The following is a 23,757-nucleotide window of genomic DNA, read 5'->3' as shown; positions in this document are numbered from 1 at the left end:
TTCAAATGAGCCAAGCCGTCGCCATCCAGAACAGCACCACCGGTCTTACCGGTTTGCTGGTGCCTCTGGCCGACCGCACCCTGCTGCTGCCCAACGTGGCGGTGGCGGAGCTGATTCCCTATCGCGCCCCGCAGGTCAGCGAAAGCATGCCCGAGTGGTTTCTCGGCCAGATCGCCTGGCGTGATTTGCGCTTGCCGCTGCTTTCCTTCGAGGCTGCCAGCGGTGGTCAGGCGCAGGTCGCCAGCGGCGCCCGCGTGGCGGTGATCAACGCCCTCGGTGGCCGGCCCAAGGTCAAGTTCATCGCCCTGCTGGTGCAGGGCATTCCACGTTCGCTGAAGGTTGGCAGCGATCTGCCGGCGGCCGACGTCGAACTGGCGCCGCTGGAGCTGGGCGCAGCGCGCGTTGGTGACGACGTGGTGCGTATTCCGGATCTGGCGGCGCTGGAACAACTGCTCGCCGATGCCGGCCTGATCTGAAGTGACCAGGCGCTCAGCCGAGCGCCCATGAAAAAGCCCCGGCAGTGCCGGGGCTTTTTCGTTACTGCGGTGAGCTGATCAGCGCTGCGGTTGCTGCGCTTGGGCCTTCTCTGCAGACAGGTTGTCTTCGGAGGTATGGCCGCTCCAGTAGTCGGCATTGGTGATGCCGAGCTTCTCCGGGTGGAAGACCGGGTCCTTGCCTTCGTCCAGTTGTTGCTCGTAGTCCTTCAGGCACTTGTAGGCAACCTTGTGCATGAGCAGGATGGCGATAATGTTCAGCCAGGCCATCAGGCCAACGCCGAGGTCACCGAGGCCCCAGGCCAGGTCCGCGGTTTTCACGGTGCCGTAGACGGTCGCCACGATGATGCCGGCCTTCAGCAATAGGGTCATCCAGGGACGATTGACCTTGCGGTTGATGTAGGCAATGTTGGTCTCGGCGATATAGTAGTACGCCACGATGGTGGTGAAGGCGAAGAAGAACAGGGCCATGGCGACGAAGATGTTGCCGAAGCCGGGCATGATGTTCTCCATTGCGGTCTGCACGTATCCCGGACCCGCAGCGACGCCGGCGACGCCAGTGAACAGGGCGCTGCCATCAGGCGCCTGGACGTTGTACTGACCGGTGATCAGCAGCATGAAGGCGGTGGCGGAGCAGACGAGCAGGGTGTCGATGTACACCGAGAAGCCCTGTACCAAACCCTGTTTGACCGGGTGGCTCACAGCAGCTGCCGAGGAGGCGTGCGGGCCGGTACCTTGGCCGGCCTCGTTGGAGTACACGCCGCGTTTGACGCCCCACATGATCGCCCAGCCGAGGATGGCGCCGAAGCCGGCGTCCAGGCCGAAGGCACTGCGCACAATCAGCGAGATGACTTCCGGCAGCTTATCAATGTTCAGCAGGACGATAACGCAGGCCACCATGATGTAGCCCAGCGCCATGAACGGTACGACGAACTCGGCGAAACGAGCGATACGCTTCACGCCGCCGAAGATGATCAGGCCCAGCATGATGGCCAGAACTGCGGCGGTAGTGTTCGGGTCGATGCCCATCGCGGTCTGTACGCTGGAGGCGATGGAGTTGGCCTGTACGCCCGGCAGCAGCAGGCCGCAGGCGAACACGGTGACGATGGCGAACAAAATGGCGTACCACTTCATCCCCAGGCCACGTTCGATATAGAAGGCCGGGCCACCACGGTATTCACCGTTGAGCTTTTCCTTGTACACCTGGCCGAGTGTGGATTCGACGAACGCCGAGCTGGCGCCGAGGAAGGCCACCATCCACATCCAGAATACGGCGCCCGGACCACCGAAGGTGATCGCGGTGGCTACACCGGCGATGTTGCCGGTACCGACGCGACCGGCGAGGGTCATGGTCAGAGCCTGGAAAGAGGTGATGCCATGTTCATCGGTTTTACCGATGAACATCAGGCGAATCATTTCCTTGAAGTGGCGAACCTGGAGGAAGCGGCCGCGCACAGAGAAGTAGAGACCAACGCCGAGACATAAAAAGATCAGCGCCGGGCTCCAGACCAGACCATTTAAGGTCGAGACCAGTTCGTTCATGCAATGCTCCTGGGTATGCGGCCGCCTTTTGGGCGGGGCCGAAACCCGTTGATTTGTTATTGGAAGAGGTCAGCGCTGCGGGGCGCGAGCCTCAGCCGCGCGCGTTAGCTGGTGAGCCGGTCGCGCGTGCGGCGCGCAGAGCATGACAAAGACTGCCGCAGTTGCAATCTCTTGATGTCGCATTTTGTTACGTCGAGGCGACATTTTTACGTTTAGAGGTCGCCCCAGAGCTGCTGAGCGACACTCAGGGCCACCACCGGGGCCGTTTCAGTGCGTAAAACGCGCGGGCCCAGGCGGGCGGATTCGAAGCCGGCTCCCCTGGCCTGATCGACTTCTGCATCGCTCAAACCGCCTTCCGGGCCGATCAGAAAGGCCAGAGAGCGTGGCGGGGTGTGGCTGACCCAGGGCTCGGCGACGGGATGGAGAACCAGCTTCAGGTCGGCTTCGATCTGTTGCAGCCAGGCGTCCAGCTCCAGCGGCGCATGGATCACCGGCAGCACCGAACGGCCACATTGCTCGCAGGCGCTGATCGCCACCTGGCGCCAGTGGGCCATGCGCTTGTCGGCGCGTTCGTCTTTCAGGCGTACTTCGCAGCGCGCCGAGACAATCGGTGTGATCTCCGCTACGCCAAGCTCGGTGGCTTTCTGGATCGCCCAGTCCATGCGCTCGCCGCGTGACAGTCCCTGGCCCAGATGGATGCGCAGCGGCGACTCCGCCAGACCAGCGATGCATTCGCGCAGCTCGACGCGCACGCTTTTCTTGCCCACCTCGATCAGCTCGCCCAGGTATTCCCGGCCACTGCCGTCGAACAGCTGCACGGCATCGCCCACCGCATGGCGCAGTACGCGGCCGATGTAATGGGCCTGGGCCTCGGGCAGCTCATGCTGACCGAGAGAGAGTGGGGCATCGATGAAGAAGCGGGACAGGCGCATGGCTTACCAACCTTGAACAGAGGCGCGGATTCTAGCCGCAGGGGCTGCGAGGTGCATCTCAGCCCGGATCGCGATGATCCGGATAGTGGCTGTTATCCACCGCCACGCTGACCGATTCGCGGGTGGCGATATCGATGCCTTCGCTGGCCACCTCGGCGAGGAAATCGATCTCCTCGGGGGTGATTACATACGGCGGCAGGAAGTACACCACGCTGCCCAGCGGACGCAGCAGCGCGCCGCGCTCCAGCGCGTGCTGGTAGACGCGCAGGCCGCGCCGCTCCTGCCAGGGGTAGGGCGTTTTGCCGGCCTTGTCCTGCACCATCTCGACCGCCAGGGCCATGCCGGTCTGGCGCACTTCGGCGACGTGCGGGTGATCGGCCAGGTGCGCAGTGGCGCTGGCCATACGTGCCGCCAGGGCCTTGTTGCGCTCGATCACGCCGTCATCGCGGAAGATGTCCAGGGTTGCCAGCGCGGCGGCACAGGCCAGCGGGTTTCCGGTGTAGGTGTGCGAGTGGAGGAAGGCGCGCAGGGTGGCGTAGTCGTCGTAGAAGGCGCCATAGACGTCGTTGGTGGTCAGCACTGCGGCCATCGGCAGGTAGCCGCCGGTGAGGGCCTTGGACAGCACCAGGAAGTCCGGGGTGATGCCGGCCTGCTCGCAGGCGAACATGGTGCCGGTGCGGCCAAAGCCGACGGCGATCTCGTCGTGGATCAGGTGTACGCCGTAGCGGTCGCAGGCTTCACGCAGCAGTTTCAGATAGATCGGGTGGTACATGCGCATGCCGCCGGCGCCCTGAATCAGTGGCTCGACGATCACCGCAGCGACTTCGTGGTGGTGCTCGGCCAGCGTCTGCTCCATGTGCGCGAACATGGCGCGCGAATGCTCCTCCCAGCTCACGCCCTCGGGGCGCAGGTAGCAGTCCGGGCTCGGCACCTTGATGGTGTCGAGCAGCAGTGCCTTGTAGGTGTCGGTGAACAGCGACACGTCGCCTACCGACATCGCCGCCACGGTTTCGCCGTGGTAGCTGTTGCTCAGGGTGACGAAGCGCTTCTTGTCGGCCTGGCCGTTGTTGAGCCAGTAGTGGAAGCTCATCTTCAGCGCCACCTCGATGCCCGAGGAGCCGTTGTCTGCATAGAACACCTTGTTCAGCCCGGCCGGGGTGATCTGTACCAGGCGTTCGGACAGCTCGATCACCGGCTGGTGGGTGAAGCCGGCGAGCATCACGTGTTCCAGGCTTTCCAGCTGCTCGCGGATGCGCGCATTGATGCGCGGGTTGGCGTGGCCGAAGACATTCACCCACCAGGAGCTGACTGCATCCAGGTAGCGTTTACCGTCGAAGTCTTCCAGCCAGACACCGGTGGCCTTGCGAATCGCTACCAGGGGCAGGCGTTCGTGATCCTTCATCTGGGTGCAGGGGTGCCACAACACGTCGAGGTCGCGTTGCATCCAGTGGTCGTTCAGGCTCATGGAAAATCTCCCAGTGTTCGGCGGCACAGCCTATCAGAAGCCGGCACAGAGACGGGGCGCATGCCATTGGTCCGCTGTAATGCACCGTCGGCGCTGCGGCCGACGAACTTCTTGGCCGGCGCTAAGGACTAAACGGGTCGGCAAAAAATAACCGGAATGAGATATCGCATTTCCCGATGTTTCGTAGCGAAATTTTCCGCTTTAAATCGATATATTTGACGCTAGTCTTGCTCGAAATCCGCATCAGGAAAGCCCCCATGCAATGGCGCAACACCTCTGCTCGTTATGGTCTGGTCAGTGTGCTGCTGCACTGGCTGGTCGCCCTGGCCGTCTTCGCTCTGTTCGGCCTTGGTTTCTGGATGGTAGGGCTCAGCTACTACGACCCGTGGCGCCAGAGCGCGCCCGACCTGCACAAGAGCATCGGTATTCTGCTGTTCGCCGCCATGCTGCTGCGTGTGCTGTGGCGCCTGATCAATCCCGCTCCGGCTGCTCTCGCCAGCCACGGCCGGCTCACTCGCCTGGCCTCCAGGCTGGGACACGGCGTGCTCTATCTCAGTCTGTTCGGCGTGATGATCTCCGGCTATCTGATTTCCACCGCCGATGGCCGTGGCATCGAGGTATTCGGGTTGTTCAGCGTGCCGGCGACCCTGACCGCCATCCCGCAGCAGGAAGATGTCGCCGGGGCCATCCACGAATACCTGGCCTGGGGCCTGGTGATCTTCGCCATCCTGCATGGGCTGGCAGCTCTAAAGCACCATTTCATCGACCGCGACAGCACCCTGCTGCGGATGTTCGGGCGCTGAAGCATCCATAACCGGGCCAAGGCCCAACTAGATCGACAACCTCGCAAGGAGAACACCCCATGTTGAAGAAAGCCCTCGCTGCACTGGTTCTGGGCTCCGCTCTGATCGGTGGCCAGGCCATGGCGGCCGACTACGTCATCGACAAGCAAGGCCAGCACGCCTTCGTCAACTTCAAGATCAGCCACCTGGGCTACAGCTGGCTGTACGGCACCTTCAAGGACTTCGACGGCAAATTCAGCTTCGACGCCGCCAACCCCGAGGCGAGCAAGGTCAGCGTGACTCTGAAGACCGCCAGCGTCGACACCAACCATGCCGAGCGTGACAAGCACATTCGCAGCGCCGATTTCCTCAACGCCAGCAAACACGATACCGCGACCTTCGAGTCCACTTCGGTCAAGTCCACTGGCGAAGGCACCGCCGATATCACCGGCAATCTGACCCTCAACGGTGTGACCAAACCGGTGGTCATCGCCGCCAAGTTCATCGGCGAGGGCAAGGACCCGTGGGGCGGCTACCGTGCCGGTTTCGAAGGTACCACCACCCTGACCCTGAAGGATTTCGACATCAAGATGAACCTCGGTCCGGCCTCGGAAACCGTCGAGCTGATCATCTCGGTCGAAGGTATTCGCCAGTAAGAAAAACGGCCGCCAGCGGCCAGCCGATGACCCTCTCCCGTTTAATGGGAGACGACTGCAAGGATGCAGGTGGTAGGGCGACGCAGGAGCTAAAGCCGGGGGTGCCCGAAGGGCAGGAGAGGCTGGTTCTCCACTAGCCTCTTCCTCTAAACGAGAACGCCGCCCCTAAGGGCGGCGTTCTTGTTTTAGTGCGCTGGCGCGGCAGGATAACCGCCGGAGCCCAGCGGCGTTTCCTGTGCCCTGCGCCTTACTCGTCGCGGTTGCGCGTGAGCAGGGCCGGCTTCTCGCCGCGCGGGCGCGTGCTGTTGCTCAGCTCGTCGAGTTGCTCGGCAGTGGGGAAGCGATCCAGGCGAGAGCCCTTGTGCATGATGATCGGCTGCTTCTCGCGCGGGTTGCGCACGGCCGCCTCGGCACGCGGCAGCTCGTCACGGTCGAGCGAAGTGACGCGACCATCATGGGCAGGACGACCGCGACCACGATTGCCGCCGTTACGGCCCTGACCACCTTGAGCGGCCTGGCCGCTGCCCTGGCGACGGTTCTTGCCCGCGCCATTGCCGCCGCCGTTGTTGTTGCGCGGTCCCTTGCCATTCTGACGCGGCTGACCCTGCGCTGCGCCATTGGCTGGAGCACCACCGGGGCGACGGCCGCGGCCCTGAGGCTTGTTCTGGATCGGGCTGACGTAGTCGACACGGTTGCCGAAGTTGTCGATCTCGTCGTCGAGGAACTCTTCTGGATCGCGGTCCGGTGGCAGCGCGGGAATGGCGGCTACCGGCTGGGCATGGCCTCCGTTGCGTTGTGCCTGGCCACGACGGCCCTGACCTTGCGGTCTGGCCTTGTGCTCCTTGCCGCTGTCCTTGCCCTTGTCCTTGTCCTTGCGACCGCTGCCGTGGCGCTCACCCTTGGGTTTGTCGCCGCCTTCGGCCCTCTGCTTCTTCTGGCCGGCATTGCGCGGCTGGCGTGGTTCACGCACTTCCGGGCGCTCAGCTTCCACGGCGCTGGCATCGAAGCCCATCAGATCGCCGTCAGGGATCTTCTGCTTGGTCATGCGCTCGATGCTTTTCAGCAGCTTCTCTTCATCCGGGGCAACCAGCGAAATGGCTTCGCCGCTACGGCCGGCGCGACCGGTACGGCCGATCCGGTGAACGTAATCTTCCTCGACATTGGGCAGCTCGAAGTTGACCACGTGGGGCAGCTGGTCGATGTCCAGGCCGCGGGCGGCGATATCGGTGGCGACGAGGATGCGTACCTTGTTTGCCTTGAAGTCGGCCAGGGCCTTGGTGCGGGCGTTCTGGCTCTTGTTGCCGTGGATCGCGGCAGCCGGCAGAGCGTGCTTGTCGAGGTACTCGGCGAGGCGGTTGGCGCCGTGCTTGGTGCGGGTGAACACCAGCACCTGCTCCCAGGCACCCTGAGTGATCAGGTGGGCGAGCAGGGCGCGCTTGTGGCTGGCCGCGAGGCGGAATACGCGTTGTTCGATACGCTCGACCGTGGTGTTCGGTGGCGTGACCTCGATGCGCTCGGGGTTGTGCAGAAGCTTGCCGGCCAGGTCGGTGATGTCCTTGGAGAAGGTCGCCGAGAACAGCAGGTTCTGACGCTGCGCTGGCAGGCGGGCCAGCACCTTCTTCACGTCATGGATGAAGCCCATGTCGAGCATGCGGTCGGCTTCGTCCAGCACCAGAATCTCCACGTGGGAGAGATCGACGCTGCCCTGGCCAGCCAGGTCGAGCAGGCGGCCCGGGCAGGCGACGAGGACGTCGACGCCCTTGGCCAGAGCCTGAACCTGGGGGTTCATGCCGACGCCGCCAAAGATGCAGGCGCTGACGAATTTCAAGTCGCGGGCATAGACCTTGAAGCTGTCATGCACCTGTGCGGCCAGTTCGCGAGTGGGGGTCAGCACCAGCACGCGCGGTTGTTTCGGGCCGTGACGTTGCTCGCGATCCGGATGACCGCCTGGGAACAGACGCTCGAGGATCGGCAGGGCGAAACCGCCCGTCTTACCTGTACCCGTCTGGGCCGCCACCATCAGGTCGCGACCTTGCAACACGGCGGGGATGGCCCGCTGTTGCACCGGAGTGGGTTGGGTGTAGCCGGCGGATTCGACCGCACGGACTAAAGCCTCGGAGAGACCGAGGGAGGCAAAGGACATGAGCAATCCTGTACTAATTGAGGGCGTGGCCCTGGGGGTGTAGAGCCTGGCTTGAATCACGCTTGGGGGGCATGATCCCGACCGGTACTGCTGGCTTCTGAGCGCCAACATCCGGGCGCAAGCCTGGCGGGAAGAGCCGAGTATAACAGAGCTTGAGGTGTGCGCAGCTATCAGCCTGTCGGTTGGTTCACGGCCTGGGCCGATCAGGGGCGGCGTAGCGCCGCTGCAATTGGGCGTAGGCAGGCTCGCGCTTGAAACGGCGCAGCTCGTCGGAGAAGTCCCTGGCCAGACGCTCCAGTCTCGGGGTATGACGCAGTCCCAGGTACAGGCGGTCATGGCCGATGGCCTTGCGGTTGTAATCGACCTGATCCAGCAGGCCCAGTCGGGCGCTAAGGAAGAGGCCGGCACGGAGGTCGTTGAGCACTAGGTCGACGCGGTGGCGAACCAGCTTGCCCAGATTGGCCTCGTGAGTCGGCGCCTCCTCGCGGCTGAACAGATGCGAGGTACGGAACTGCTCGTCGTTGTACCAGTAGCCGGGCGAGATGCCGACTACCAGGCCGCGCAGATCTTCCAGGCGGCGATAGGGGTGCGGACGGTTGCGTGCGTAGAACAGCACCAGCTCGACTTCGCTCAGTGGTTCCTCGACGAACAACATCTGCGATTCGCGCTCGGGAGGTGGAATATGTCCAGAACACCATCGGCCTGCCCCTGCTCCAGTGCCAACAGGCAGCGTTTCCAGGGCAGGAATTGCAGCTCCAGCTCAACGCCCAGGCGATGCAGTACTTCCCGAGTGATTTCGTAGTCCAGGCCGGTGGCCTGGCCGTTCTCTTCATGGACATACGGCGCCCAGGCCTCCGTGACCAGACGCAACGTCTCACTGCTGGCGGTTAGCGAGAGAATGGTCAACAGGAAAGTGGCGATAATCTGGCGCTGGATTAATGTCATTGTGCCAGATTAGCGATTTTGCCCCTAGCCTGAAAGTCCGACCATTCTTTCAGTCCACAACCCGATAGCACGGCACGTAGGCGCTACCGCCCGGCAGCTTCATCCGGTGCTGCTCGACGAAGGCCTGCAGCAGGCGGTCCAGCGGACGCATGATGGTGGTTTCGCCACGGATCTCGTACGGGCCGTGTTCCTCGATCAGGCGGATGCCGTTCTCCTTGACGTTACCGGCGACGATGCCGGAAAAGGCGCGGCGCAGGTTGGCAGCCAGCTGATGCAGCGGTTGCTCGCGGGTGAGGTTGAGGCTGGCCATGGCTTCGTGGGTTGGCTCGAAGGGACGCTGGAAGCTTTCGTCGATCTTCAGCATCCAGTTGAAGTGGAAGGCGTCGTTGCGCTCGCGGCGGAACTGGTGCACGGCCTTGATGCCGCGGGCCATTTCGCGGGCGACTTCGGTCGGGTCGTTGACGATCATGCGGTAGCGCTGCTGTGCGGCTGCGCCCAGAGTGGCGCCGATGAAGTCATGCAGCTGCTGCAGGTAGGGGCCGGCGCTCTTCGGCCCGGTAAGAATGACCGGGAAGGGCAGGTCCTGGTTGTCCGGATGGGTGAGGATGCCCAGCAGGTAGAGGAATTCCTCGGCCGTGCCGGCACCGCCCGGGAAGATGATGATGCCGTGGCCGACACGGACGAAGGCCTCCAGGCGCTTCTCGATGTCCGGCAGGATCACCAGCTCGTTGACGATCGGGTTCGGCGCCTCGGCAGCGATGATGCCCGGCTCGGTCAGACCCAGGTAGCGGCCGTTGAGGTTGCGCTGCTTGGCATGACTGATGGTGGCGCCCTTCATCGGCCCCTTCATCACGCCCGGACCGCAGCCGGTGCAGATGTCCAGGCCGCGCAGGCCCAGCTCGTGGCCGACCTTCTTGGTGTACTTGTATTCCTCGGTGCTGATCGAGTGGCCACCCCAGCACACTACCATCTTCGGTTCGACACCGCTGCGCAGGGTCCGGGCGTTGCGCAGCAGGTGGAAGACGTAATCGGTAATGCCTTCGGAGCTGTCCAGGTCGATGCGCTTGTTCTCCAGCTCGGTCTGCGTGTAGACGATGTCGCGCAGGGCGCTGAACAGCATTTCGCGGGTGCTGGCGATCATCTCGCCGTCGACGAAGGCATCGGCCGGCGCGTTGATCAGCTCCAGGCGGATGCCGCGATCCTGCTGGTGAATCTTCACTTCGAAGTCCGGATAGGCCTCGAGAATGGTCTTGGCGTTGTCGCTGTGCGAGCCGGTGTTGAGGATTGCCAGGGCGCACTGGCGGAACAGGCGGTAGACGCAACCCGAGCCGGTTTCGCGCAGTTGCTGCACTTCGCGCTGGGACAGGGTCTCCAGGCTGCCCTTGGGGCTGACGGAGGCGTTGATCGTGGAGCGTTTGAGCATGAAATGGGGTCCTGATGGAGAAGTCGCACCGAAGCCGGCGCGGAGAGAGTTCGAATTCGTTGTCGCAGCGGAAGACGGTCAGCGTCTGGCGGCCGGGATGTCGGTTGCGGGTTCGCTCGGGTTCAGCAGAAATACCACATAGCCGCGGAACCAGGGACTGTCTTCCAGATAATCCGGAGCCTGCCACTCGCCGTTCTGGATCAGGCCCACGCGAAACGGCAGCTGCAGGCGCGCGATGCTCGGCAGGTAGCGTTGGTAGCCGGCGATGCTGTGGCGGCCCTGGTAGGTCTGCATCACCACTTCGTCGACCACTCCGGCGAGGCGGTTCAGCGCTGCCGGGTCGGCATTGCCGGCCCAGTCGAGCAGTCCGGTGATGCTCAGGCCGTACTGTCGCGGCAGGCGCTGGCGCAGGTCTTCGAGAAAGGCGGCGTAACGGTCCAGGCGCAGGGTTTGTGCATCGAAGTCGATCTGCACGCCGCTGACCCGGTTGCCGGAACGCTGCCAGCGCTGCAGTTGGCTCAGCAGCAGGGCGAATACATCATCGTTCCAGTCCAGGGTATGCGCGCGATACACCACCCAGAGCTCGATATCCTTCGACAGCCTGGGTGTGGCCGAGTTCTGCACCTGCATGCGCGCGGGTGGATCGCCGGCGCGGCGCGGGCCGTCGATCTGCCCCTGCAGCACGTACAGGGTGCGGGCTTGGGCCAGTACCGGCTGCGGCGTGACGCCGGCCCACAGCCAGAACGCCTGATATTCGCCCGCATCGACGCGTGCAGCCTGCGCCGGCAGAGCGGTTGCCAGCAGGAGCAGACCTACCAGTAGTACTTGAGTCGCTGTGCCCACTGGGTGTCCGCGTAACTGCGCTTGAGGGTCTGGAACCACTGCTTGCGCTGGTCCTTGCTGATGTCCTGGTCATCGCAGCTGTTGTAGCCGCTTGGGGCATAGCAGTTGATCGCGCGAAACAGGGCGTAGGCCTTGTCCTCGTGGCTGACCTGAGGCCCATCCAGCAGCTTCTGGTAGCCGGCCAGTCGGGAAAAGGACCTGCCCTGGAACTGGCTCGGCGCACTGCCCAGCTCACCGGCAGCCGGTGGGCGGTTCAGCCAGTGCTCGTCGAGACCATGGACGCGGATGAAGTCGCCCAGGCACAGCAGGCCCTGGGCGTCATCGGCATCTGCTGCGAGGCGTTCGGCGATCCTGACCAGGCTCGGGCAGGCATAACCGGCATCGCTGCCGCCGGCCCAGGCGAACAGCCCGGGATCGAGACGTTGCGCAGATTGTGCCGGCGTATACGGGAACTGCGCGAAATCGCTGAGGAAGTCGGCGTAGCGGCGGTAGTCCAGATCGCGGTAGAGCAGGGTGTACAGCGCGGTTGCGCGCTCGCTCGCCGGTGCCTGTTCGTCGCCGGCCTGCTGGCGCAGCAGCTCGGGGCTGGCGCCATAGGCCAGCAGGCGCTCGCGGATCGGCGCGCTGTTGATTGGCGAGTCGGCGGCAAACACCTTGTCCAGTTCGCCACTGCGCTCGTAACTCAGGGCCAGAGCCAGTTGCAGTTGGGCCTGTTGCAGCGGGTCCGTGCTGCGTACCAGCAGCGCCTGCCAATGCTGCAGCGTCGCAGTCGTGTCGCCCTTGGTCTCCAGCGCCAGGCCGCGCAGGGTTTCCCGGCTGAAGGCGAGGGCGTTCAGCGGCCCGCCATCGTCATCCGGCAGGGCGGCGAGGGTCTGTTCGGCATCGCCACCGCGGTAGAAATGCCAGGCTGCGAGCAGGTAGGCGTGGAGGCCGGGCTGACTGGCGAAGCGCGGCTGCTGCGCCTGCAGTTGCTCAAGACTGAGGTGTGGTTCGCTGTCGGAGCCGGGATCGCGCAGCTGGATCAGGTCGATCATGGCCAGCAGCAGCGGGTCTTCGATGTCTTCAGGATTCAGGCTGGGCAGCAGCTTGGCGTCCAGTTCCTCGATCAGTGCAAGCATGTCGACCTGCTGCGCGCCACCCTCGAATTGCCGGGCAAAGGCCTCGGCGAAACGCCGGGTGTCGCCGGCGAGCCAGTACACACGGCGTTGCAGGCCGCGTGCGGAATTGCTGTAGAGCCCCTGCGGGTAGGTTTCCAGATACTGCTCGAAGGCCTTCGCGCTGGCATCGAGGTTGCCGTTGTCGACATGCTCGGGGCTGAAGAAACCGTACTCGTCGAAGGCGTTCAACTGGGCCTGGTTCAGCGCGACGCGGCCGAGCAGATACAGGGCGGTTTCGCGCAGCCAGGGCTGCCCGCTGTCTGTAAGCTCGCTGAAGCGCTCTCGGGCGTGCTCGAAGTCGCCACGGTAGAAGGCGTCAGCGCCGCGCAGGTAGTCTCCGAAGGCCCGGGCTGCGGGCGACTGCAGTTGCGCTGCCTGCGGCAGGATGTCCTCCGGTTGCGGGTCGCCCTCGCCGCACAGGCTCAGCAGACTGCGCCGCGAGCGGGCCAGGGCCTGTGCTTCGCTTGCGGCCAGCTCTGATGTGGCGGCAAGGGCATCGACGAAGCCGCGCATGGCCTGCAGGTCGTTGCTGCGGCAGCGATTGCCTTCGCCTTCGGCAAAGCGGTGCACGGCAAAGGCATCCGCTTCGCTGTCGATGCCCAGGCGCTGCAGGGCCTGGGTCAGGTACGCCACGTCCGGATCGGTAGTCTGCTCGTCTGTCCTGGCCGTTGCGCTGCGAGCGCGGGCCGGGTCGAGCATGCCGAGGCTGAAGGGCACAAGGTCATAGCCGTATTCATAGCCGGCGAGCGGCAGTGGTTGGCGCGTCATTTTCAGGTGGCCGGCGTCGTCGAGCAGCAGTTGCAGATTGACGCGGCTGTCGTTGCCGGGGCTGAGAAAGGCCAGGTTGTTGCACGCCGAAAGCTTGTCGGAAACCAACTGCCAGCTTGGCATGCAGACCATATCGGTACTGGCCAGGGCGGCGGGGGCGTGCAGTCCGGCGAGGACGGCGAGAGGGAGAAGGCGCTTGAGAGTCATGGAGCTCATCCTTGAGCGCGGGAGCCGCTGGGGCTCCCTGCCCGTCAACGTTTGAGGTCGAGGTTGTTCCAGATGGCCAGGCTGGGGCCGGCCAGGTTCATGCTATAGAAGTGCAGGCCCGGTGCGCCACCTTGCAGCAGGCGTTCGCACATTTCGGTGATCACCTGCTCGCCGAAGGCGCGAATGCTGTCGCTGTCGTCACCGTAGGCTTCCAGCTGCTTGCGCACCCAGCGCGGGATTTCCGCGCCGCAGGCATCGGAGAAGCGCGCCAGCTTGCTGTAGTTGGTGATCGGCATGATGCCCGGCACCACGGGGATGTCCACGCCCAGCTTGCGCACGCGCTCGACGAAGTAGAAGTAGCTGTCGGCGTTGAAGAAGTACTGGGTGATGGCGCTGTCGGCGCCGGCCTTGGCCTTGCGCACGAAGTTGGCAACGTCGCTCTCGAAGTCGCGCGCCTGCGGATGCATTTCCGGATAGGCGGCCACCTCGATGTGGAAGTGATCGCCGGTTTCGTTGCGGATGAACTCGACCAGCTCGTTGGCATAGCGCAGCTCGCCGCTGGCCATGCCCATGCCCGAGGGCAGGTCGCCGCGCAGGGCGACGATGCGCTTGATGCCGGCGTTCTTGTACAGGTTGAGCAGCTCGCGCAGCTCGGCCTTGCTGTCACCGACGCAGGACAGGTGCGGTGCGGTGGGCACCTTCACCTCGCCATCGAGTTGCAGCACGGTGTTGAGGGTGCGGTCACGGGTCGAACCGCCGGCGCCATAGGTGCAGGAGAAGAAATCGGGCTTGTAGGTCGCCAGCTGGCGCGCCACGTCCATCAGTTTTTCATGCCCGGCTTCGGTCTTGGTGGGGAAGAACTCGAAGCTGTAGCGACGTTCTTGAGACATAGGTAGTTCCTTCGGGCTACCGGCCGCACGCCGCGGGCGAAGCGAGTCGCCAGTTGCGTGCAGCCTGAAGCTCATGACCTTAGTAGCGGTAGGTATCCGGCTTGAACGGACCTTCCACGGACACGCCGATGTAGTCGGCCTGCTGCTGGGTCAGCTGGGTGACCACGCCACCGAAGCCCTTGACCATCTCCAGGGCGACTTCTTCGTCCAGCTTCTTCGGCAGCACTTCGACGGTCAGACGCTCGGCCTTCTTTTCGGCCGGCAGGTCGGCGAATTTCTGCTCGAACAGGAAGATCTGCGCCAGCACCTGGTTGGCGAAGGAGCCATCCATGATGCGACTCGGGTGACCGGTGGCGTTGCCCAGGTTCACCAGGCGGCCCTCGGCCAGCAGGATCAGGTAGTCGTCGTTGGCCGGATCGAAGGCGCCGGCGCCGGTGCGGTGGATCTTGTGCACCTGCGGCTTGACCTCTTCCCACGCCCAGTTCTTGCGCATGAAGGCGGTGTCGATCTCGTTGTCGAAGTGGCCGATGTTGCACACCACGGCGCGCTTCTTCAGCGCCTTGAGCATGTTGGCATCGCAGACGTTGACGTTGCCGGTGGTGGTGACGATCAGGTCGATCTTGCCCAGCAGGGCCTTGTCGATACGGGCCTCGGTGCCATCGTTGATGCCGTCGAGGTACGGCGACACCAGCTCGAAGCCGTCCATGCAGGCCTGCATAGCGCAGATCGGGTCGACTTCGGAAACCTTGACGATCATGCCTTCCTGGCGCAGCGACTGGGCCGAGCCCTTGCCCACGTCACCGTAGCCGATGACCAGCGCCTGCTTGCCCGACAGCAGGTGGTCGGTGCCGCGCTTGATGGCGTCGTTGAGGCTGTGGCGGCAGCCGTACTTGTTGTCGTTCTTGCTCTTGGTAACCGCGTCGTTGACGTTGATCGCCGGGACCTTGAGGGTGCCGGCCTTGAGCATGTCGAGCAGACGGTGCACACCGGTGGTGGTTTCTTCGGTGATGCCGTGGATGCGCTCGAGCATCTGCGGGTACTTCTTGTGCAGGATCTCGGTCAGGTCACCGCCGTCGTCCAGCACCATGTTGGCGTCCCACGGCTTGCCGTCCTTGAGGATGGTCTGCTCGATGCACCACTCGTACTCCTGCTCGGTCTCGCCCTTCCAGGCGAATACCGGGATGCCGGCGGCGGCGATGGCGGCAGCGGCCTGATCCTGGGTGGAGAAGATGTTGCAGGAGGACCAGCGCACTTCGGCGCCCAGGGCGACCAGGGTCTCGATCAGCACGCCGGTCTGGATGGTCATGTGGATGCAGCCGAGGATCTTCGCGCCGCGCAAAGGCTGGCTGGCGGCGTACTTGCGGCGCAGGCCCATCAGTGCCGGCATCTCGGATTCGGCGATGGTCAGTTCCTTGCGGCCCCAGTCGGCCAGGGAAATATCGGCGACCTTGTAATCGGTAAAAGCAGCGCTCATTAAAGCTCTCCATTCGTTGTCTGCGAATGGGCGCCGTTGATGCGTTTGGATAACGCCCCGGGCGAGCCTGACAGCCTTCAAGGCTGCTGCAGCGCCCCTCGACCGGGTGGCGGGAGCGACCGGAGCGGTGCCGGTCGCGTGAAACTTTCGGATTATAGCGAGCCGAACGGCTGTGCCCAAGGTTTTCCGTCGCCCGCGTGCGGCACTGCCGGAAACTGTCGCCGGAGCATTGGCCGGATTGCCGTGCAGATACCCTCAGTCGGTCAAGGATCTCGACCTGGCGAACGGACAAGCTGCGCACTTCCCCGAGCAAACTGTGGAGTTGCCATGACCCTGGCCTACTGGTGCGTCCTGATCGCCATCCTTCTGCCCTATCTGGGGACGACTACCGCCAAGTTTCTCGGCCCCGGCTACGGGCCGAGCGCCAATCAGGACCCGCGTGCGTTCCTGAATACGCTTGAAGGCTGGCGCAAGCGGGCCAACAACGCCCAGCTCAACGGCTTCGAAGTGACTCCGGCGTTCGCTGCCGCGGTGATCATTGCCCATCAGGCCGGTGGCGCCGGGCAGGCGCTGCTCGATCAGTTGGCCGTAGCGTTCATCGTCAGCCGCCTGCTGTATTTAGTCTGCTACTTGGCTGGCTGGGGGCCGCTGCGCTCGCTGGTGTGGCTCGTCGGTATGGGCCTGATCGTCGCCTTGTTCGTGGTCTCTGCCTGAAGTCGCGAGCCCGGTTTTTCGGGATGGCCCGGCTGAACGGCGGCTGACCGGGGCATGTGAAAGACAGTCGTTGTGACAAGAGGTCGCTTGGCCCAATCCGGTCGAGCCGCGATACTGACAGGCCTCCTGTCACCCCGGAAGTCGTGTCGATGGCCCTGAAGAAATTCCACCTGCTCACCTGCGTCTGCGCGATATTGGCCGCCTGTGGCGGGGTCGATCCCGACTCGCCGCTGGGCAAGCGCCAGGCATTGTTCAAGGAGATGCTCAAGGTCAGCGAAGACCTCGGCGGCATGCTGCGCGGCCGCATTCCCTACGATGAGGCTGGATTCATCACTGGCGCTGCCGAGCTGGATCGTTTGTCGCGCGAGCCCTGGCAGCATTTCCCGGCGGTGGCGGATGACGAGCGCAGCAAGGCCAATCCAGAGGTGTGGCAGCGCCAGGAACAGTTTCAGAAGATGGCGCGTGATCTGGAGCAGGCTACAGCTGCGCTGGTGCAGGCGACGACGGCGCCGCCGCTGCGCCGTGCCGAGCTGGAGCCCGCAATGCAGGCCGTTGAGGACAGTTGCGAGGCCTGCCACAAGGCGTTCCGCGCCTATTGACCGGCGCGCGCCTCGGCTTCGGCCTGTTCCAGTTCGGCGCGCGCCTCTGCCAGCCTGGCCTGGCGCTTGGCGATCTTCTCCTGATCGTCCTTGCCCATGGCTTCGCGCAGATCCATCTCGCGCTTCTTCACTTCCTCGCGTGCTTCCTTGACGCTGGCCAGACGCTCCTCGTGCAGCGAGGCGTCATCGCAATGGGCGTCGACATTGCCCATTGCCCGGCGCAGGCCATCCAGCTCCTGTGAATTACCGCTCTGTTGTGCGGCCTCGATCTTTTCCTGAAGCACCTGGCGTTTGACGGCGCAGCCGCCTTCGCCGTCGGCAGCCAGCAGTGGAGTGGCGTTCAGGTTGGCCGCCAGCAGCAGGCCGAGCACAGTGGTTTGGCGAATCATGATCTGTTCCTCTCGGGGTGTCTTTCGAAGTGACCCTGATGCTGGCGCGAGGTTCGACGCGAATGCGCCGTCGGCTGACCCGGTCAGCCGCGCGGAGGCTCGAAGCCGGCCACGCCGGCCTGCTGCAATCGCTCGCCAAGGCGCCGGACTTCCGGATGGCTGAAGAAGGTCTGCAGGCGCTCGGCACTCTTGCGGCTGATGCCGGGTTGCTGCAGCCATTCGCTGCGTCCGCGTGCCTGGAGTGTTGTCCAGTCATCCTCCGGCCTCAGCGTCAGTCCGGGCGGTGCACCAAGCGCCTGCAGCCAGTGTTGCAGTGAACGCTGCCGGGCCAGGGCGAAGGCATGCTGCAGCTGCGAGGCGCGCCGCGGGCCGATGCCCGGCAGCTGTTGCAGGTGCTCGCTGTCGAGTTCCAGCCAGTCGAGCAGTCCCTCCAGCTTTTCGCTGGCCAGCAGCGTGCTCCAGGTGCCGGGGCCGATACCCGGCAGGTTCAGGCCCTGTCTGCCACCGAGCCAGTTCAGACGTGCCTGGAACTGCTGCTGGCATTCGGCGCTGAGTCGCCAGCAGCTCAGGTCGTGGTAACGCTCGGGGTCGGGTGTGAATACCGCAGCGCGTTCCGGGCTGCGCCAGATCACCTGGTCGAGGCGCGGGATGGTCAGTCCGGCCAGGCGTATCGACACCTGATCCCCCGGGCGTATATCCAGTTTTTCCCAGCCTTGCAGCGAGCCGAGAGCGACGCGGCTGATCCGGCGTTCATCGAGGTCGACCGGCTGCAGGCGCAGGATCGGCGTGATGCGCCCCGAACGGCCGATGCTGAAATCCACCGCCTGGACCACGGCCAGTGCCTGGCTGGGCGGGTACTTCCAGGCGATTGCCCAGTGTGGCGCTTCGGCTTGCCAGCGTTCGCCGGGCGGGCGCGTGCCCTGGCGCAGCACCACGCCATCGCTGGCGAACGGCTGCGGTTCGGTGAACCAGCGCTGGCGCCACTGGCGCGCCTGCGCAGAGTTCTGCAGCGCCTGGGTATAGCGCAGGCTGTCGCCGAAGCCGAGCCGGTGCAGGATCTCCAGGCGCTCAGGCATCTGCGCCGGGCCGTCCGGCCAGTCCCAGACGAACAGGCCGACTTTGCCAGCCTCCTGCTCGTTCAGGGATTGTCGCGCCATCAGGCTGGCCACCTTGCCCCTTGCGCCGGCACCGCCGTCACGGCTCTGCACGTGATTGTCCAGGCGCCAGTAAAGCTCGCCCTGCAGCACGGCATTGAGCGGCTCCGGCAGACGCGTCGGTATCCCTGGCAACTGCCGGGCACGGGCCGTCCAGTCCTGCCCGTGGCGCCCGTCTCCGCGGCTGATGGCCTGCTGCAGAACGCCGGCGCGGTAGGCCAGGGTGACCGCGACACCATCGACCTTGGGCTGTATCCACAGGTCGTCGCGGCTTGCGATCCACTCGGCCACCGCCGCGTCGTTGTGTTTGCGCAGACCGGTTTGCGCCACCGGGTGGGCGATCTTTCCCGTGCTGCCTGCCAGTGGTTCCGGTAGCGCGTCGAGTGCGTCGGGAAAACACTGGTGCCAGGTATGCAGGCGCTCGCGGGCCTGATCGTAGAGTTCGTCGGCGACCAGCGAGCGGCCCAGGTTATGGTACGCGTGGTCCCATCTGGCGATCTGCTCGCCGAGGGAGGTAAGTTCGACCTTGGCGCGGCTGGCCGGCCAGTCCGGGCAATTGGCCGCCTGGGCGGCGAGGGGAAACAGCAGCAGCGCGATCCAGCGTTTCATGGCAAGCGTCCGTGCTTGGGGTCATGAAATCAGCCTAGACCAACTGATGGCTTGTGCAGCGTGCACTGGCCACCGCCCAGGAAAAAGCCCCGCACTGGGCGGGGCTTTTCGTGTCGCGTCCGAGTATCAAAGACCGGCAGCGGCGCGCAGGTCGGCAGCCTTGTCGGTGCGTTCCCAGGTGAAGGTGGTGAAGCTGTCGTCGCCGACGGTCTTGGACTGCGGGGTGCGGCCGAAGTGGCCGTAGGCAGCGGTGTCCTGGTACATCGGGTGCAGCAGGTCGAGCATCCTGGTGATGGCGTACGGGCGCAGGTCGAACACGTCACGTACCAGCTTGATGATCTTGTCTTCGGCGATCTTGTGGGTACCGAAGGTGTTGATCGAGATGGAGGTCGGCTGGGCCACGCCGATGGCGTAGGAGACCTGGATCTCGCAGCGCTCGGCCAGGCCGGCGGCAACGATGTTCTTGGCCACGTAGCGGCCGGCATAGGCAGCGGAGCGGTCGACCTTGGACGGATCCTTGCCGGAGAAGGCGCCGCCGCCGTGACGGGCCATGCCGCCGTAGCTGTCGACGATGATCTTGCGCCCGGTCAGGCCGCAGTCGCCCACCGGGCCGCCGATGATGAACTGGCCGGTCGGGTTGATGTGGAACTGGGTGTCCTTGTGCAGCAGTTCGGCCGGCAGCACGTGTTTGACGATCAGTTCCATCACGCCGTCGCGCAGGTCGTCGTATTTCACTTCCGGATTGTGCTGGGTGGACAGCACCACCGCGTCGATGGCTGCGACCTTGCCGTTCTCGTAGCGGCAGGTGACCTGGGATTTGGCATCCGGACGCAGCCACGGGAGCAGGCCGGACTTGCGCGCTTCGGCCTGGCGCTCGACCAGGCGGTGTGAGAAGCAGATCGGCGCCGGCATCAGCACGTCGGTTTCGTTGCTGGCGTAGCCGAACATCAGGCCCTGGTCGCCAGCGCCCTGATCTTCCGGCTTGGCGCGGTCGACGCCCTGGTTGATGTCCGGGGACTGCTTGCCGATGATGTTGAGCACGCCGCAGGTGGCGCCGTCGAAGCCGACGTCGCTGCTGGTGTAGCCGATATCGCAGATCACGTCGCGGACGATCTGCTCCAGGTCGACCCAGGCGCTGGTGGTGACTTCACCGGCAACGATGGCCACGCCGGTCTTGACCAGGGTTTCCACGGCCACGCGGGCGTGCTTGTCCTGGGCGATGATGGCGTCGAGCACGGCATCGGAAATCTGGTCAGCGATCTTGTCCGGGTGCCCCTCGGACACGGACTCGGAAGTAAACAGGGAATATTCGCTCATCTATCGGTTCCTTTCTTGCCGGAGGCTGAAGGCGCTGTGCGCATCGGGTTTGGCAAAGTGCCGTAATTGAATCTGAAAGCCGTTTTTCAGGCCTATGTAGAGGCTTTCGCCGGGCGTCAGGCCTGCGGCCGTCGCCCAGCGCGCCAGGTCTTCCTGTTCGAAGCCGAGCCACAGGTCGCCACAGGCTTCGCGCGCCCAGCTCTGGTCGTGGCTGCACAGTTCGCTGAGCAGCAGGCTGCCGCCTGGCGCGACCAGGCCGGCAAGTCTGCGAAAGGCCTCGGCCGGCGTGGCGAAGTGGTGCAGCACCATGTTCAACACCACGCAGTCGGCGGGTTGCTGTTCGTCCTGTAGTGCATCGGCCAGTTTCAGCTCGACGTTGTGCAGGTTTTCCGCAGCGCATCGCTGGCTGGCCAGTTCGAGCATAGCCGGACTGTTGTCCAGTGCCGTGACCCGGGCGAAGCGCCGTGCCAGTTCGGGCAGGAAGGCGCCGTCGCCGGGGCCGATTTCCAGCGCCGATGCATCCGGCGCGAAGTGCAGCGCATCGAGCAGGGCCAGCAGGCTGTCGCGGTATTGCGGCAGGCCGGCGATCAGATCCTGCTGGGCCTGGAAGCTGCTGGCCATGCGTGCGAAGAAGTCGCGGCTGACGGTGGCGCGCTGCTGGTGCACGGTGGCGATGCGTGCCTGCACGTCATCGGGCAGCGGCAGGTCGTCGATATCGTCCAGCAGGGCAGCGTGCAGGCGGCCATTGGGCAGGGCACGTCGGTAGAAGATCGCATTGCCTTCGCGGCGCGTGGCGACCAGGCCGGCCTGGGCCAGGACCTTGAGGTGGTGGCTCATGCCCGACTGTCCGATGGCGAAGATCTGCGCCAGTTCCAGCACGCCGAACGAATCGTTGCTCAGTGCGCGCAGCACGTTGAGGCGCAACGCATCACCGCCGGCCTTGCACAGGGCGGCGAGCTCGTCGTAGGGGTCGAATTGCAGCTGGGATGCGCGCAGGGTCATGGTGGCGCAGTCTAGTCGGTCATTTTTCATACAGCAATACCAATATCAAAAAGTTTTGATATTGGTCTGGTCGTGATTCCGGCCGCCCGGCGATGGGTGTCCGGCCTTGTTCGCGCGGGCTGATTTGCTCTCTACGACCATCTGTCATTGCCCCGCGGGGGCGGCTGGGCGAAAATGGGCGCCTTTTTTCGCCCCCTTCATCCAGAAGCAGCCCCCGTAGGAGATTCAGCGATGCCCAGCCGTCGTGAGCGAGCCAATGCCATTCGTGCCCTCAGCATGGATGCCGTGCAGAAAGCCAACAGCGGCCACCCCGGTGCCCCCATGGGGATGGCGGACATCGCCGAAGTGCTGTGGCGCGATTACCTGAAGCACAATCCGCAGAACCCGAATTTCGCCGACCGTGACCGCTTCGTGCTGTCCAACGGCCACGGCTCGATGCTGATCTACTCGCTGCTGCACCTGACCGGCTACGACCTGTCGATCGACGACCTGAAGAACTTCCGGCAGCTGCACAGCAAGACTCCGGGCCACCCGGAGTACGGCTACACCCCGGGCGTCGAGACCACCACCGGCCCGCTGGGCCAGGGCATCGCCAACGCCGTTGGCTTCGCCATCGCCGAGAAAGTGCTGGGCGCGCAGTTCAACCGTGAAGGCCACACCATCGTCGACCACAACACCTACGTGTTCCTCGGTGACGGCTGCATGATGGAAGGCATCAGCCATGAGGTCTGCTCGCTGGCCGGCACCCTGGGCCTGGGCAAGCTGATCGCCTTCTATGACGACAACGGCATCTCCATCGACGGCGAGGTTGAGGGCTGGTTCACCGACGATACCCCGGCGCGCTTCGAGGCGTACGGCTGGCAGGTGATCCGCAAGGTCAACGGCCACGATGCCGACGAAATCAAGATGGCCATCGAGACCGCGCGCAAGACGCCGGATCAGCCGACTCTGATCTGCTGCAAGACCACCATCGGCTTCGGTTCGCCGAACAAGCAGGGCAAGGAAGAGTGCCACGGCGCGCCGCTGGGCAACGACGAGATCGCCCTGACCCGCGCGCAGCTGGGCTGGAACTTTGGGCCGTTCGAAATCCCGGCCGAGATCTACGCCGAGTGGGATGCCAGGGAAGCCGGCGCTGCTGCCGAAGCTGCCTGGAACGAGAAGTTCGCAGCCTACGCCGCTGCCTTCCCCGAGCTGGCTGCCGAATTCAAGCGTCGTATCGCTGGCGAACTGCCGGCCGATTTCGCCGAGAAGGCCGCCGCCTACGTACGTGAAGTGGCCGAGAAGGGCGAAACCATCGCCAGCCGCAAGGCCAGCCAGAACGCGCTGAACGCCTTCGGCCCGCTGCTGCCGGAATTCCTCGGTGGTTCGGCCGACCTGGCCGGCTCCAACCTGACCCTGTGGAAGGGCTGCAAGGGTGTTTCCGCCGAAGACGCGTCCGGTAACTACATGTTCTACGGCGTGCGTGAGTTCGGCATGAGCGCCATCATGAACGGCATCGCCCTGCACGGTGGCTTCGTGCCGTACGGCGCGACCTTCCTGATCTTCATGGAGTACGCGCGCAACGCGGTGCGCATGTCCGCGCTGATGAAACAGCGCGTGCTGTACGTGTTCACCCACGACTCCATCGGTCTTGGCGAAGACGGCCCGACCCACCAGCCGATCGAGCAACTGGCCAGCCTGCGCGGCACGCCGAACCTCGACACCTGGCGCCCGGCCGATGCCGTGGAATCCGCCGTGGCCTGGAAGTACGCCATCGAGCGTAACGACGGTCCGAGCGCGCTGATCTTCAGCCGCCAGAACCTGCCGCACCAGCAGCGTGATGCCCAGCAGCTGGCAGATGTCGCCCGTGGTGGCTACGTGCTCAAGGACAGTGCCGGCGAGCCGGAGCTGATCCTTATTGCCACCGGTTCGGAAGTGACCCTGGCCATGCAGGCAGCCGCCAAACTGGAAGAAAAGGGTCGCCAGGTACGCGTGGTATCGATGCCGTCGACCAGCGTGTTCGACCAGCAGGACGCCGCCTACAAGCAGGCCGTGCTGCCGCTGCAGGTCGGTGCGCGCATCGCCATCGAAGCCTCGCACGCCGACTACTGGTACAAGTACGTGGGCCTGGAAGGCCGCATCATCGGCATGACCAGCTTCGGTGAGTCGGCGCCGGCGCCGGCGCTGTTCGAACACTTCGGCTTTACCGTCGAGAACATCGTCGCCACTGCCGAAGAACTGCTGGACGCCTGATGCTTCGACGCCCCTCTCCC

At 64.5% G+C, this 23,757-nt stretch carries 19 protein-coding genes, 1 pseudogene and 1 riboswitch; of the genes and pseudogenes, 6 read left to right on the top strand and 14 right to left on the bottom strand.

All coding sequences use genetic code 11. From position 1 onward, the window contains the following. The first annotated feature begins 5 nt into the window (after window positions 1-5). On the top strand, window positions 6-476 hold the full coding sequence (locus tag OEG79_RS19075) for a chemotaxis protein CheW (protein ID WP_264146511.1): 471 nt from the start codon (window positions 6-8) through the stop codon (window positions 474-476). 78 nt (window positions 477-554) lie between these two features. Here OEG79_RS19075 and OEG79_RS19070 read toward each other — a convergent pair whose 3' ends face one another. From OEG79_RS19070 to OEG79_RS19060, 3 genes are all read right to left on the bottom strand, one after another. Beyond that, window positions 555-2,036, bottom strand: a complete 1,482-nt coding sequence (locus OEG79_RS19070; RefSeq protein WP_264146510.1) for an alanine/glycine:cation symporter family protein — start codon at window positions 2,034-2,036, stop codon at window positions 555-557. A gap of 212 nt (window positions 2,037-2,248) precedes the next feature. Continuing rightward, the gene (locus OEG79_RS19065; RefSeq protein ID WP_264146509.1) at window positions 2,249-2,968 is read right to left on the bottom strand and encodes a 16S rRNA (uracil(1498)-N(3))-methyltransferase; all 720 of its coding nucleotides are present in this window, start codon (window positions 2,966-2,968) and stop codon (window positions 2,249-2,251) included. Window positions 2,969-3,026: 58 nt separating this feature from the next. Beyond that, window positions 3,027-4,433: an adenosylmethionine--8-amino-7-oxononanoate transaminase gene (locus OEG79_RS19060; RefSeq protein ID WP_264146508.1), complete on the bottom strand. Its 1,407-nt coding sequence runs from the start codon at window positions 4,431-4,433 to the stop codon at window positions 3,027-3,029. Between the two features lie 257 nt (window positions 4,434-4,690). Between OEG79_RS19060 and OEG79_RS19055 the strand changes: the two genes are divergently transcribed. After that, the gene (locus OEG79_RS19055; RefSeq protein WP_264146507.1) at window positions 4,691-5,236 is read left to right on the top strand and encodes a cytochrome b; all 546 of its coding nucleotides are present in this window, start codon (window positions 4,691-4,693) and stop codon (window positions 5,234-5,236) included. A gap of 59 nt (window positions 5,237-5,295) precedes the next feature. Continuing rightward, complete coding sequence (locus OEG79_RS19050; protein WP_264146506.1) at window positions 5,296-5,871, top strand: YceI family protein; 576 nt, start codon at window positions 5,296-5,298, stop codon at window positions 5,869-5,871. Between the two features lie 247 nt (window positions 5,872-6,118). Here OEG79_RS19050 and OEG79_RS19045 read toward each other — a convergent pair whose 3' ends face one another. The 7 genes and pseudogenes from OEG79_RS19045 to ahcY all read right to left on the bottom strand — a co-directional run bounded on the left by OEG79_RS19045 (window position 6,119) and on the right by ahcY (window position 15,721). Continuing rightward, window positions 6,119-8,014: a DEAD/DEAH box helicase gene (locus OEG79_RS19045; protein ID WP_264146505.1), complete on the bottom strand. Its 1,896-nt coding sequence runs from the start codon at window positions 8,012-8,014 to the stop codon at window positions 6,119-6,121. 187 nt (window positions 8,015-8,201) lie between these two features. Next, window positions 8,202-8,959, bottom strand: a pseudogene (locus tag OEG79_RS19040) (substrate-binding periplasmic protein). Between the two features lie 49 nt (window positions 8,960-9,008). Next, window positions 9,009-10,382 carry a nucleotide 5'-monophosphate nucleosidase PpnN gene (gene ppnN / locus OEG79_RS19035; protein ID WP_264146504.1) on the bottom strand — a complete coding sequence of 458 codons (1,374 nt, stop codon included), beginning with the start codon at window positions 10,380-10,382 and terminating at the stop codon, window positions 9,009-9,011. Between the two features lie 78 nt (window positions 10,383-10,460). After that, window positions 10,461-11,225 (bottom strand): DUF3142 domain-containing protein, encoded by a 765-nt coding sequence (locus tag OEG79_RS19030; RefSeq protein WP_264146503.1) that lies wholly within the window; start codon window positions 11,223-11,225, stop codon window positions 10,461-10,463. After that, window positions 11,195-13,357, bottom strand: a complete 2,163-nt coding sequence (locus OEG79_RS19025; RefSeq protein WP_264146502.1) for a hypothetical protein — start codon at window positions 13,355-13,357, stop codon at window positions 11,195-11,197. Before OEG79_RS19025 ends, OEG79_RS19030 begins: the two co-directional genes overlap by 31 nt. A gap of 44 nt (window positions 13,358-13,401) precedes the next feature. Beyond that, on the bottom strand, window positions 13,402-14,247 hold the full coding sequence (gene metF, locus OEG79_RS19020) for a methylenetetrahydrofolate reductase [NAD(P)H] (protein ID WP_264146501.1): 846 nt from the start codon (window positions 14,245-14,247) through the stop codon (window positions 13,402-13,404). A gap of 79 nt (window positions 14,248-14,326) precedes the next feature. After that, a complete protein-coding gene (ahcY, locus tag OEG79_RS19015) occupies window positions 14,327-15,721 on the bottom strand; it encodes an adenosylhomocysteinase (protein WP_264146500.1) in 1,395 nt (464 codons plus the stop codon). A gap of 21 nt (window positions 15,722-15,742) precedes the next feature. Continuing rightward, window positions 15,743-15,827: riboswitch (S-adenosyl-L-homocysteine riboswitch) on the bottom strand. A gap of 221 nt (window positions 15,828-16,048) precedes the next feature. On the opposite strand from ahcY, the gene OEG79_RS19010 reads away from it, so the two are divergent. Continuing rightward, a complete protein-coding gene (locus OEG79_RS19010) occupies window positions 16,049-16,435 on the top strand; it encodes an MAPEG family protein (protein ID WP_264146499.1) in 387 nt (128 codons plus the stop codon). A gap of 149 nt (window positions 16,436-16,584) precedes the next feature. Then, entirely contained in the window at window positions 16,585-17,034 is a 450-nt protein-coding gene (locus OEG79_RS19005) for a c-type cytochrome (RefSeq protein ID WP_264146498.1), read from the top strand. Here the strand turns inward: OEG79_RS19005 and OEG79_RS19000 are convergent. The 4 genes from OEG79_RS19000 to OEG79_RS18985 all read right to left on the bottom strand — a co-directional run bounded on the left by OEG79_RS19000 (window position 17,028) and on the right by OEG79_RS18985 (window position 21,505). Next, window positions 17,028-17,423 carry a DUF1090 domain-containing protein gene (locus tag OEG79_RS19000; protein ID WP_264146497.1) on the bottom strand — a complete coding sequence of 132 codons (396 nt, stop codon included), beginning with the start codon at window positions 17,421-17,423 and terminating at the stop codon, window positions 17,028-17,030. The genes OEG79_RS19005 and OEG79_RS19000 overlap by 7 nt on opposite strands. An 83-nt stretch (window positions 17,424-17,506) precedes the next feature. Then, entirely contained in the window at window positions 17,507-19,186 is a 1,680-nt protein-coding gene (gene ligB / locus OEG79_RS18995) for an NAD-dependent DNA ligase LigB (protein WP_264146496.1), read from the bottom strand. Between the two features lie 126 nt (window positions 19,187-19,312). Then, entirely contained in the window at window positions 19,313-20,503 is a 1,191-nt protein-coding gene (gene metK / locus OEG79_RS18990; protein WP_264146495.1) for a methionine adenosyltransferase, read from the bottom strand. Beyond that, on the bottom strand, window positions 20,504-21,505 hold the full coding sequence (locus OEG79_RS18985; protein ID WP_264146494.1) for an ArsR/SmtB family transcription factor: 1,002 nt from the start codon (window positions 21,503-21,505) through the stop codon (window positions 20,504-20,506). It abuts the gene before it with no gap. A gap of 231 nt (window positions 21,506-21,736) precedes the next feature. Here OEG79_RS18985 and tkt point away from each other — a divergent pair, with 231 nt between their 5' ends. Continuing rightward, complete coding sequence (gene tkt, locus OEG79_RS18980; RefSeq protein WP_264146493.1) at window positions 21,737-23,737, top strand: transketolase; 2,001 nt, start codon at window positions 21,737-21,739, stop codon at window positions 23,735-23,737. The last annotated feature ends 20 nt before the right edge of the window (window positions 23,738-23,757 follow it).

The organism is Pseudomonas sp. Z8(2022), assembly GCF_025837155.1.
Lineage (GTDB): Bacteria > Pseudomonadota > Gammaproteobacteria > Pseudomonadales > Pseudomonadaceae > Aquipseudomonas.
This window is presented reverse-complemented; position numbering and strand designations above follow the sequence as displayed.